The organism is Streptomyces sp. CLV115 (genome assembly GCF_038448545.1).
GTDB lineage: Bacteria > Actinomycetota > Actinomycetes > Streptomycetales > Streptomycetaceae > Streptomyces > Streptomyces sanglieri.
In genome coordinates this window covers 38650-49433 of record NZ_JBCEWQ010000056.1, presented here as the reverse complement: position 1 = coordinate 49433, position 10784 = coordinate 38650, and the positions used below count along the sequence as shown (strand labels likewise).

Genomic DNA, 10784 nt, shown 5'->3' with positions numbered 1-10784 from the left:
CCGGCGCGGCTCGCTCCTGGTCGGCGCGGTACTGCTCGCGCTGGTGGCGGGCGGCATCGGCGGCGGCATCGGGGCCTACATAGAGCGCAACGGGGGCCTCACCCGGGTCGAACTCCCGCAGGCCGGCCGCAGCAGCGGCGGCCGTGCCCCGGACAGCGTCGCCGGTATCGCCGCCAGTGCCCTGCCCAGCGTGGTCACCCTCCACGTCAGCGGCTCCACCGAGTCCGGCACCGGCACCGGCTTCGTCCTCGACAACTCCGGCCACATCCTCACCAACAACCACGTCGTCGCCCCGGCCGGCCAGGCCGGCGAGATCACCGTCACGTTCAGCGGCGGCGAGACCGCGCGCGGCGAGGTCGTCGGCAAGGACAGCGGCTACGACCTGGCCGTGGTCAAGGTCACCGGGGTCTCCGGCCTCAAGCCGCTGCCGCTGGGGAACTCCGACAATGTGCAGGTCGGTGACCCCGTGGTGGCCATCGGCGCCCCCTTCGACCTGTCCAACACGGTCACCTCCGGCATCATCAGCGCCAAGGACCGGCCGATCACCGCGGGCGGCGAGAAGGGCGACGGCAGCGACATCAGCTACGTCGACGCGCTGCAGACCGACGCGCCCATCAACCCCGGGAACTCCGGCGGTCCGCTCGTCGACGCCGACGCCCATGTCATAGGCATCAACAGCGCCATCCGGGCCGCCGACAGCGGCGCGTCCGAGGAGGGCGGGCAGGCGGGCTCCATCGGCCTGGGCTTCGCCATCCCGATCAACCAGGGCAAGCGGGTCGCCGAAGAGCTGATCAACACCGGCAAGGCCACCCACCCCGTGATCGGTGTCACGCTCGACATGAAGTACACCGGGGACGGTGCCAGGGTCGGGTCGAAGGGCACCGAGGGCAAGCCCGCGGTGACGCCGGGCGGTCCCGGTGCCAAGGCCGGGATCAGGCCCGGGGACGTCATCACCGAGGTCGACGGACAGCGTGTGCACAGTGGTGAGGAGCTGATCGTGAAGATCCGCGCGCACCGCCCGGGCGACCGTCTGGACCTCGCGCTGACCCGCGGTGGTAAAGACCTGTCCATCTCTTTGACGCTCGGCTCCGCAAGCGGCACGTGACGAGCCCGGGACGCTACCGCGCGGACAGTTCCGGCGGGTACCGTGGGCCGGGTCCGGACCTCGACCGACATGGTCTCGGAGAACACGAAGGGCAACAGGGTGTTCAATGACATAGGCGCACTCGAGCTGGTGACGCTCGCGGTTCTGGGCGTGCTGATCTTCGGCCCGGACAAGCTGCCGAAGGTTATCCAGGACGCCTCGCGCTTCATCCGCAAGATCCGCGAGTTCTCGGAGAGCGCCAAGGAAGACATCCGCACGGAGCTCGGCCCGGAGTTCAAGGACTTCGAGTTCGAGGACCTCAACCCCAAGACGTTCGTCCGCAAGCAGCTCATGGACGGCAGCGACGATCTGGGGCTGAAGGAGATCCGCGAGAGCTTCGACCTCCGCAAGGACCTGGCCGAGGTGACCGACGCGGTGAACGGTCGCGAGAGCAAGGAAGTGGAGTCCGAGGACTCCCGGGCAAGCGTTTCGAGTGGCTCCGCGATCACCGCCGCCAATGGCTCCGCCGGTGCTCCGGACCTGCTCAAGAAGCGTGACCAGCCCGCCAAGGACGACCGGCCGCCGTTCGACGCCGACGCCACCTGACCCCCCGCCAATCCCGGCTCGTCGGGAGGCTATGGCTATTCTCCATCTGTCCGGTTGTGAGTACGCCCGTTGGGGGGCGGGCCGCTCCGGACCCAACGGATCGAGGAGGCGGCCGGGCAGATGGAGACGACAAGTCGGGTGGGCGCGGAAGATGCGCCGAGCACAGGCACGGCAGAGGGGATGCCGGCGGCCCGGCGCACTGTCGACGGCTATCTGGCGGCCACGTTCCCCTGGTACGGACTGGACGAGGCCTTCACCGGGCCCCGCCGGCTGATGCAGGTCGGCACCGCGGCGGACGGCACGGTCCAGCACGGTTCCATCGGACACGGTGACGAACCGTCGGTCCGGGCCGATGCGGGCGCCGAGAAGCAACGGTTCGCCGTCGTCGTGTCCATGGCCAGCAGCCCGGTGCGGCACAGCGGCGACGGCACGGGAGTGCTGGACGCGACCACGGTGTCCTCCGCGGCCTGGCTGGCCGGCTCCGGCCTGCTCGCCTGCACCTGGCCGCCGCAGATGGACCACGCGCTGCGCGACGACTGGCTGGACCAGCAGACGGAGACGGCGTTCGAACTCGCCGACGACCTGGACGGCCCGGCGTGGTCGGTGCTCTCACTGCCGGTGGACGGCGTCCCCGTCCCGTTCCACTACCGCGAGTCCGAGTTCGGCTGGGTGCTGGCCGGATCGGCGCTCGGCGGGGTGCACATCGGCGCGTACGGACGCGGGATGAGCGCGTACGGGCTGGGCTTCTCGGTGATCGGTGACATCACGACGTACGCGTAGTACGGGGACGTACCCGCGGCACGGGGACGTACCTGCAGCCACGAGGACGTACGCGGAACACGCAGCGGTGACCGGCCCGGGGCCGGTCACCGTCCGCCGTCTCAGAACTTGTTGCGCGGGGTGATGCCCAGCGACATGCCCGACAGGCCGCGCTGACGGCCGCCCAGCTTGTCCGCGATGGTGCGCAGCGCCTTGCCGGCCGGGGAGTCGGGGTCGGACAGGACGACCGGCTTGCCCTCGTCGCCGCCCTCACGCAGCCGCACGTCGATCGGGATGGAACCGAGCACCGGTACCTCGGCGCCGACCGTCTTCGTCAGCCCCTCGGCCACCCGCGCGCCACCGCCGGTACCGAACACGTCGACCATCTCGTCGCAGTGCGGGCACGGCATGCCCGACATGTTCTCGACGACACCGACGATCTTCTGGTGGGTCTGCACGGCGATCGAACCGGCCCGCTCGGCGACCTCGGCCGCCGCCTGCTGCGGGGTCGTGACGACCAGGATCTCGGCGTTCGGCACCAGCTGCGCCACCGAGATCGCGATGTCGCCGGTGCCCGGCGGCAGGTCGAGCAGGAGGACGTCGAGGTCGCCCCAGTACACATCGGCGAGGAACTGCTGGAGCGCGCGGTGCAGCATCGGCCCGCGCCAGACCACCGGGGCGTTGCCCGGGGTGAACATGCCGATGGAGATGACCTTCACGCCGTGCGAGGACGGCGGCATGATCATGTTCTCGACCTGGGTCGGCTTGCCGTCCGCGCCGAGCATCCGCGGCACACTGTGCCCGTAGATGTCCGCGTCCACGACGCCGACCTTGAGGCCGTCGGCGGCCATCGCCGCCGCCAGGTTCACCGTCACCGACGACTTGCCGACGCCGCCCTTGCCGGACGCGACCGCGTAGACCCGGGTCAGCGAGCCGGGCTTGGCGAACGGCACCTCGCGCTCCGCCGTGCCGCCGCGCAGCGAGGAAGCGAGCTCCTTGCGCTGCTCGTCGCTCATCACGTCGAGCGTCACGTCGACCCGCGAGACGCCCTCGACGCGGGCCACCGCGTCCGTCACGTTCTTGGTGATCGTCTCGCGCATCGGACAGCCTGAGACCGTGAGATAGACCGTGACAGCGACCGCACCGTCAGCATCGATCTCGACCGATTTCACCATGCCGAGCTCGGTGATCGGGCGGTGGATCTCCGGGTCGTTCACTGTCGCCAGTGCTTCAAGCACAGCGTCTTCCGTAGCCATACGGACGATGTTACGGCGCTTGTCGCTACGCGCGAGTAGCCCCCGTCAGCGGTCTTCGTCACTCTCGGCCGCGAACAGGGCCCGGCGGTCGTCCAGGTCCCTCACGAGGTCCTCCAGCTCGGAGCGGATCCAGTCGCGGGTGGCGACCTCGCCGAGCCCCATCCGCAGCGAGGCGATCTCCCGGGTGAGGTACTCGGTGTCCGCGATGGAGCGCTCGTTCTGCTTGCGGTCCTGCTCGTGGGTGACCCGGTCGCGGTCGTCCTGCCGGTTCTGCGCGAGCAGGATCAGCGGCGCCGCGTACGAGGCCTGGAGCGACAGCATCAGCGTCAGGAAGATGAACGGGTACTGGTCGAACCGCCAGTGCTCGGGCGCGAAGACGTTCCACACCACCCAGACGATGATGACCAGCGTCATCCAGACGATGAACCGTCCGGTGCCCAGGAAGCGGGCGATCCGCTCGGAGAACCGGCCGAACGCCTCCGGGTCGTAGTCCGGCAGCATCCGCCGGCGCGGATCCTTCGGCTGGTCCAGCCGGGAGCGGGGCGGGCGCGCGATGCCCGAGGCCCCCACCGGCGCCGCCCTGGCGCGTTCCTCAGCGGCCACCGGCCACCCCCTCCTCGCTGTGGAAATCCGTCTCCCGCCAGTCCTCGGGCAGCAGGTGGTCAAGCACGTCGTCGACCGTCACCGCACCGAGCAGCGAGCCGCTCTCGTCCACCACGGGCGCCGAGACCAGGTTGTACGCGGCCAGATAGCTCGTCACGGCCGGCAGCGGGGTGTCCGGGGCCAGGGGGACGAGATCGCTGTCCACGATCGAGCTGACCAGGGCGTACGGCGGATCCCGCAGCAGCCGCTGGAAGTGCACGGTGCCCAGGTACTTGCCGGTCGGCGTCTCGTCGGGCGACCGGCACACGTACACCTGGGCGGCGAGCGCCGGGGACAGGTCCGCCTGCCGGACCCGGGCGAGCGCGTCGGCGACCGTCGCGTCCGGCCGCAGGATGATCGGCTCGGTGGTCATCAGCCCGCCCGCGGTCCGCTCCTCGTACGACAGCAGGCGCCGCACATCGGCCGCGTCGTCCGGCCGCATCAGCGTCAGCAGCCGCTCCTTGTCCTCCTCGGGCAGCTCGGACAGCAGGTCGGCCGCGTCGTCCGGGTCCATCGCCTCCAGGACGTCGGCGGCGCGCTCCTCCTGGAGCTTGCCGATGATCTCCACCTGGTCGTCCTCGGGCAGCTCCTCCAGGACGTCGGCGAGCCGGTCGTCGTCGAGAGCGGCCGCGACCTCGGCCCGCCGCTTCGGCGACAGGTGGTGCAGCGCGTTGGCCACGTCCGTCGGGCGCAGCCGTTCGAACGTGGCGACCAGGGATTCGGCGCCCTGCCCGTCCTCCTGCAGCGAGAACCCGCTGACCGCCGACCACTCGACCGTCAGCGTCTCGCCCTTGCGGCGCAGCGCCCCGCCCTTGCCCTTGCGTACGAAGTACTTGTCGATCTCCCAGTCGCGGCGGGCCGGGAGCTGCTGGACGGAGACGTCGAGGACGGTGACCTCCTCGCCGGTCTCCACCAGGCGGACCCGCCGGTCGAGGAACTCGCCGAGCACCAGACGTTCGGTGGGCCGCTGTTCGAAGCGCCTCATGTTGACCACGCCGGTGGTGATGACCTGGCCGGACTCGATCCCGGTCACCCGGGTCATCGGGAGGAAGATCCGGCGGCGGCTGAGCACCTCGACGACGAGCCCGAGCAGCCGGGGCGGCCTGCCGCCGACCCGGAGCATCGCGACCAGATCGCGGACCCGGCCCACCTGGTCGCCGTTGGGGTCGAAGACCGGGACACCGGCGAGGTGCGAGACGAACACCCGGGGGGCGCCTGCCGCCATGGTGCGCCTCCTTCTTCCGTGTGCGACTTCACCGACTGGTCCGTTTAGCAGCCAATCAACCGTTATGACGGGATCAGGCTAGCCCGTACCGCTCCGGGTTGCCCCGGTGGAGCCGTCCGTACGGCTCCCTGCCGGAAGGTGTGCACGGCACAGGTACGCTGCCGTCTGCCACCCCCCGAGATGCAGATGAGAGGCAGTGCGCCCGTGACCTCCTCCGTTCCGCCCGTCCGGGCCCGACGCCGGACCGCTCTCGCCGCCCTGCTCTGTGCGGGGCTGGCCGTGACCCTCACGGCGTGCGGCGGCGAGGACCCGGACCAGGGGACCAACGGCGTCGGCAAGCTGGAAGCCGGCCAGATCGAGAAGAAGGCCCAGGACGCGGCGGACGCCGCCGGCACGGTGCGCCTCGCCGGGACGCTGGTCAGCAAGGGCGGCACGTACAAGCTGAACATGCAGCTCAAGGAGGACGGCGGCACCGGCTCCGTGGTCTCGAAGGACAGCACCTTCGAGCTGCTGCGGATCGGTGACGAGCTCTACCTGAAGGCGGACTCCGGGTTCTGGAGCCACGAGGAGAAGTCCGGCGCCGACAGTACGGCGGGCGGCACGGCCGCGGACAAGCTGAACGACAAGTACGTGAAGGTGCCCCAGGACGACCCCACGTACAAGCAGCTGCGCGGCTTCACGGACAAGGAGACCCTGCTCGACGGCCTGCTCTCGCTGCACGGCACCCTCAACAAGGGCGACCGGGAGAAGGTCGGCGCGGCCCGGACCATCCAGATCACGGGCGGCAAGGGCGAGGGCGGCACGCTCGACGTCTCACTGGAGGGCACGGCGTATCCGCTGCGGTTCGCGCGCGGCGGTGGCGGGGGGACCGTCACCCTGTCGGACTGGGGCAAGGACTTCGCGCTGGAGGCACCGGCGCAGGAGGACACGGTCGACTACGGGAAGCAGCTGCCCAAGACCTCGTCCTGACGGGTGCGGGGCGCGGGGCCGCCACGCGCCCGGGCCTCCGGGCCCGGCCGTCAGCCCTTGCGCCCGCGCTTCAGCAGTCGCGGCAGCCCCGCGGGAACCGGCCGTCGCGTGGTCGCGGGCGTCGCCAGCGGCGCCGCGGCCAGCGAGCCGTCCGGCAGCTCCGTGCGGAACTCGCCGGGCGTCAGCCGCAGCACCCGGCACTCGCGCGCCCACCGCTCCGTCAACTGCTCGGCGTCCGGCGCGTTCAGCCGCTTGCCCTTGAGCTCGGCGACCGCGGCCTCCCATTCCTCGGAGTGCGGGGCGAGCTGCGTCACCGCGGCCGTCCAGGCGACCAGCCGGCCGCCCTTGTCCTTGCTGCGCACGGTCACCTCGGCGGCGGACCCGTCGGTGAGCCCGGCCGGCAGCGGCTGCTCGCCGGGGCCGTCCCCGACCAGATGCGCCGCGCCCTCGTGCCATACGTGCCACAGCGCCCGGGCGGGCCCGGTGCCCCGCACCCAGATCAGGCCCGACTTCTTGGTGGCCTCCTCGACGAGGGCCCGGCCCAGTGGCGCGTCAGCGGCAGCAGCAGTCATGCCCGAACTCTATGGGAGGCGCACCGGGGCCGGGATCAGAGCCAGCCGTTGCGCTTGAGCATGCGGTGGATGGAGAAACAGACCACGCCGATGAAGCCCAGCACCATCGGGTAGCCGTACCGCCAGCCCAGCTCCGGCATGTGCTTGAAGTTCATGCCGTAGACGCCGCAGATCATCGTCGGTACGGCGACGATGGCCGCCCAGGACGTGATCTTGCGCATGTCCTCGTTCTGCGCGACGGTCGCCTGCGCCAGGTTGGCCTGGAGGATCGAGTTCAGCAGTTCGTCGAAGCCGATGACCTCCTCGTGCACCCGTGCCAGGTGGTCGGCGACGTCACGGAAGTACTTCTGGATGTCCGGGTCGATCAGCCGCATGGGCCGCTCGCTCAGCAGCTGCATCGGCCGCAGCAGCGGCGACACCGCCCGCTTGAACTCCAGGACCTCACGCTTGAGCTGGTAGATCCGGCCGGCGTCGGAACCGCGCGGGCTGCCCTTCGCCGGGGTGGAGAAGACCTCGATCTCCACCTCGTCGATGTCGTCCTGCACGGCCCCGGCCACCGCGATGTAGCCGTCGACGACATGGTCGGCGATGGAGTGCAGCACCGCGGACGGGCCCTTGGCGAGCAGCTCGGGGTCGTCCTGCAGCCGGTGACGCAGCGCGCGCAGCGAGCCGTGGCCGCCGTGCCGCACGGTGATGACGAAGTCCCGGCCGGTGAAGCACATCACCTCACCGGTCTCGACCACCTCGCTGGTGGCGGTGAGTTCGGTGTGATCGACGTAGTGGATGGTCTTGAAGACGGTGAAGAGGGTGTCGTCGTAACGTTCCAGCTTCGGCCGCTGGTGGGCGTGGACGGCGTCCTCGACGGCCAGCGGGTGCAGCCCGAACTCCCGGGCGATACCGGCGAATTCCTCCTCGGTCGGCTCGTGCAGGCCGATCCAGGCGAAACCGCCCTCCTCCCGCACCTGGAGCATCGCCTCGTGCGGCGTGCGGCAGTTGCCGCTCTCCAGGCGCCGCCCGTCGCGGTAGACCGCGCAGTCGACGACCGCGCTGGAGGCGGACGGGTCACGGGTGGTGTCGTAGGCGTTGTGCAGTGCGTTGCTCTTGCGCAGGGACGGGCGCACGGCGGCGCGCAGGTCGCGGATCATCGACATGGCTGGCTCCTTCACGGAGGGCCGTGGTCGGGCACGTGGAACAGCCCGGAATGGGGACGTGTGCTCACGTCCGCAAAGCGGGCGGCACCGCAGCGGCACGACGACGGCGTTCGCTACAGACAGGCAAAAAAGGAGTGCTCTTCCGTCGTGCGCAAAGCAATGGGCCTCGACCGGGAGGCTTCAGATCACCGGGAAAGGCGGAGGGCGGAAGAGCGGTTGGTACTGCACGATCGACTTCGATCCATTGCAGCCCCACCTCCTCCAGCCGGTCCCCCTTGGGGGATGACGTGTCGTCGGGGCTGAGAGCGACGCTTCTGCGTGCTGCCCCGACCAGCGGCCAAGACTATCAGCCGACTGACGGCCAATCCCTTACTTTGCCCGTTCCATACGCGTCCTATGCTCGCGGGATGGGAGAAATTCTTGCTCTGGTCGAGGCCCGGCTGCTGACGGCCCTCGGTGAACCGGACGCGCGCGCGGCGGTGACGTTCCTCGGCACGGACCGGATCGAGGTGCTCCGCTTCGTCGACGGCGATGTGGTGCGCTACGCCACGCTCGGCATGTCGGCACAGCCGATGGCCGATCCGACCGCGGTCCTCGCCGACCCGGTGAAGGGGCCGCGCGCCGAACTGGTCATCTCCGTACGCGCCGGACTCGCCGACACCGACAAGGTGCTCCGCCCGCTCGCCGTGCTGGCGGCCTCCCCGCAGGTCGAGGGGGTGATCGTGGCGCCGGGCGCCTCGCTGGAGGTCGGTGAGCCGCTGTGGCCCGGGGCGCCGTTCAGCTCCGTGCTGGTCGCGGAGCCGGGCGGTCTGGTGGAGGACCTGGAGCTGGACGCGCCGATGGAGCCGGTGCGGTTCCTGCCGCTGCTGCCGATGACGAACAACGAGGCCGCGTGGAAGCGGGTCAGGGGGGCGCAGGAGCTCCAGGAACGGTGGCTCTCGCACGGTACGGACCTGCGTGATCCGCTGCGTGGCTCCGTAACCCTGGACTGATCCGCAGCCCGGACCGATCCGTACTTCCCGGACCTGCCCGCGCCGCCGGACCGATCCGTAGCCCCGGACCGATCCCGTACCCCGGGCCGATCCCGTACCCCGGGCCGATCCGCGCCGCCGGAGGCGCGGCGAAGCCCCGCCGCGCGGCCAGGAGGGGGAGCCGCGGGCGGGGCCGGTGCGGGGGAGGGGAGGTCAGTCGGCGAAGACCGTGACGCCGTCCTCGGTCGCGTGCTTCGGCTCCAGCTCCGCCGCCTCGTGGGTCAGCGCCGAACGCCGGATCCAGACGACGAGCGCACCGGCCACGGCCGTGACCGCGGCGACCACGAACGGGATGTGGATGTTGCTCCACTCCTCGATCTTCGGCGCGAGGTACGGGGCGGCGGCCGCGGCGAACCAGCGGACGAAGTTGTAGCCGGCGCTCGCCACCGGGCGCGGTGCGTCGGACACACCGAGCGCCAGTTCCGTGTAGACGGTGTTGTTCATCCCGATGAAGGCACCGGAGACGACGGTGCAGACGATGGCGGTGGTGTGGTCGCCGTAGCCCAGGACCAGGAGGTCGACGGCGAGCAGCACCAGCGAGGCGCCGAGCACCTTCAGCGAACCGAAGCGCTCCTGGAGCCGCGGGGCGACCAGCACCGAGAAGACCGCGAGCAGCAGGCCCCAGGCGAAGAACACCGCGCCCGACTTGTACGGCGTCATGTTCAGCACGAACGGTGTGAACGCCAGGATCGTGAAGAACGAGTAGTTGTAGAAGAACGCCGAGGTCGCCACCGAGGCCAGCCCGCCGTGGCCGAGCGCCTTGATCGGGTCGAGCAGCGAGGTCTTCCTGGCCGGCCTGGGCTGTTCCTTCAGGAGCGCCGTGATGCAGATGAAGCCGATGGCCATCAGCGCGGCCGTGCCGAAGAACGGGTAGCGCCAGCTGGCGTCACCGAGCAGCGCGCCGACCAGCGGCCCGCAGGCCATGCCGAGGCCGAGCGCCGACTCGTAGAGCAGGATCGCCGCCGAGCTGCCGCCGGCCGCCGCGCCGACGATCACGGCCAGCGCGGTCGACACGAAGAGCGCGTTGCCCAGCCCCCAGCCGGCCCGGAAGCCGACGAGTTCACCGACCGAGGACGAGGTGCCGGAGAGCGCGGCGAAGACGACGACGAGCGCGAGGCCGGCCAGGAGCGTCTTGCGGCCGCCGATCCGGCTGGACACGAAGCCGGTGACCAGCATCGCCACGGCGGTGATCAGGAAGTACGAGGTGAAGAGCAGGGACACCTGGCTCGGCGTCGCCTCCAGGCCCTTGGCGATGGACGGCAGAATCGGGTCCACCAGGCCGATTCCCATGAACGCGACGACAGAGGCGCCCGCCGTGGCCCAGACGGCCTTCGGCTGACGCAGGATGCTGCCCGCGCCCTGATCGAACGGATCCTCTCCCTGCATGGGTCTTCTCGCTCTCCGCTAGATAGTTGCGATCTGCATAGAATAAGTTAGAGAACCTAATGAGTGCAAGTTACATCTATTTCCGCAGGTGGAGCCGCGCTGC

At 70.4% G+C, this 10784-nt stretch carries 11 protein-coding genes; 5 read left to right on the top strand and 6 right to left on the bottom strand.

Annotation, left to right across the window (positions count from 1 at the left end; all coding sequences use genetic code 11):
* From AADR41_RS20465 to AADR41_RS20455, 3 genes are all read left to right on the top strand, one after another.
* Positions 1-1105: S1C family serine protease (locus AADR41_RS20465; protein ID WP_342282831.1), on the top strand; the 1105-nt coding region annotated here is incomplete at its 5' end.
* Between the two features lie 99 nt (positions 1106-1204).
* Complete coding sequence (locus AADR41_RS20460; protein ID WP_342282830.1) at positions 1205-1690, top strand: sec-independent translocase; 486 nt, start codon at positions 1205-1207, stop codon at positions 1688-1690.
* Between the two features lie 120 nt (positions 1691-1810).
* Positions 1811-2470 carry a hypothetical protein gene (locus AADR41_RS20455; RefSeq protein WP_342282829.1) on the top strand — a complete coding sequence of 220 codons (660 nt, stop codon included), beginning with the start codon at positions 1811-1813 and terminating at the stop codon, positions 2468-2470.
* Positions 2471-2571: 101 nt separating this feature from the next.
* Here the strand turns inward: AADR41_RS20455 and AADR41_RS20450 are convergent, their stop codons facing one another.
* From AADR41_RS20450 to AADR41_RS20440, 3 genes are read right to left on the bottom strand one after another with little or no spacing between them, the layout of a single operon-like run.
* Positions 2572-3705, bottom strand: coding sequence for an Mrp/NBP35 family ATP-binding protein (locus AADR41_RS20450; RefSeq protein WP_124716552.1), 1134 nt, complete (start codon positions 3703-3705; stop codon positions 2572-2574).
* Positions 3706-3750: 45 nt separating this feature from the next.
* Positions 3751-4308, bottom strand: coding sequence for a DUF1003 domain-containing protein (locus tag AADR41_RS20445; protein WP_342282828.1), 558 nt, complete (start codon positions 4306-4308; stop codon positions 3751-3753).
* The gene (locus AADR41_RS20440; protein ID WP_342282827.1) at positions 4298-5572 is read right to left on the bottom strand and encodes a magnesium transporter MgtE N-terminal domain-containing protein; all 1275 of its coding nucleotides are present in this window, start codon (positions 5570-5572) and stop codon (positions 4298-4300) included. Before AADR41_RS20440 ends, AADR41_RS20445 begins: the two co-directional genes overlap by 11 nt.
* Positions 5573-5776: 204 nt before the next feature.
* On the opposite strand from AADR41_RS20440, the gene AADR41_RS20435 reads away from it, so the two are divergent.
* Entirely contained in the window at positions 5777-6541 is a 765-nt protein-coding gene (locus AADR41_RS20435; RefSeq protein ID WP_342282826.1) for a hypothetical protein, read from the top strand.
* A gap of 50 nt (positions 6542-6591) precedes the next feature.
* Here AADR41_RS20435 and AADR41_RS20430 read toward each other — a convergent pair whose 3' ends face one another.
* Together AADR41_RS20430 and AADR41_RS20425 are read right to left on the bottom strand one after the other, a co-directional pair.
* Positions 6592-7113, bottom strand: a complete 522-nt coding sequence (locus AADR41_RS20430; RefSeq protein WP_342282825.1) for a hypothetical protein — start codon at positions 7111-7113, stop codon at positions 6592-6594.
* Positions 7114-7148: 35 nt separating this feature from the next.
* Positions 7149-8264 (bottom strand): magnesium and cobalt transport protein CorA, encoded by a 1116-nt coding sequence (locus tag AADR41_RS20425; protein WP_342282824.1) that lies wholly within the window; start codon positions 8262-8264, stop codon positions 7149-7151.
* 407 nt (positions 8265-8671) lie between these two features.
* Between AADR41_RS20425 and AADR41_RS20420 the strand changes: the two genes are divergently transcribed.
* Entirely contained in the window at positions 8672-9256 is a 585-nt protein-coding gene (locus AADR41_RS20420; RefSeq protein WP_342282823.1) for a suppressor of fused domain protein, read from the top strand.
* Between the two features lie 192 nt (positions 9257-9448).
* Here AADR41_RS20420 and AADR41_RS20415 read toward each other — a convergent pair whose 3' ends face one another.
* The gene (locus AADR41_RS20415) at positions 9449-10681 is read right to left on the bottom strand and encodes an MFS transporter (RefSeq protein WP_342282822.1); all 1233 of its coding nucleotides are present in this window, start codon (positions 10679-10681) and stop codon (positions 9449-9451) included.
* Positions 10682-10784: the final 103 nt, after the last annotated feature.

Excerpts from the sequence above, each read along its gene's own strand:
- AADR41_RS20455 (WP_342282829.1), top strand. The coding sequence starts at position 1,811 with ATGGAGACGACAAGTCGGGTGGGCGCGGAAGATGCGCCGAGCACAGGC.
- AADR41_RS20450 (WP_124716552.1), bottom strand. The coding sequence starts at position 3,705 with ATGGCTACGGAAGACGCTGTGCTTGAAGCACTGGCGACAGTGAACGAC.
- AADR41_RS20440 (WP_342282827.1), bottom strand. The coding sequence starts at position 5,572 with ATGGCGGCAGGCGCCCCCCGGGTGTTCGTCTCGCACCTCGCCGGTGTC.
- AADR41_RS20430 (WP_342282825.1), bottom strand. The coding sequence starts at position 7,113 with ATGACTGCTGCTGCCGCTGACGCGCCACTGGGCCGGGCCCTCGTCGAG.
- AADR41_RS20425 (WP_342282824.1), bottom strand. The coding sequence starts at position 8,264 with ATGTCGATGATCCGCGACCTGCGCGCCGCCGTGCGCCCGTCCCTGCGC.
- AADR41_RS20420 (WP_342282823.1), top strand. The coding sequence starts at position 8,672 with ATGGGAGAAATTCTTGCTCTGGTCGAGGCCCGGCTGCTGACGGCCCTC.
- AADR41_RS20415 (WP_342282822.1), bottom strand. The coding sequence starts at position 10,681 with ATGCAGGGAGAGGATCCGTTCGATCAGGGCGCGGGCAGCATCCTGCGT.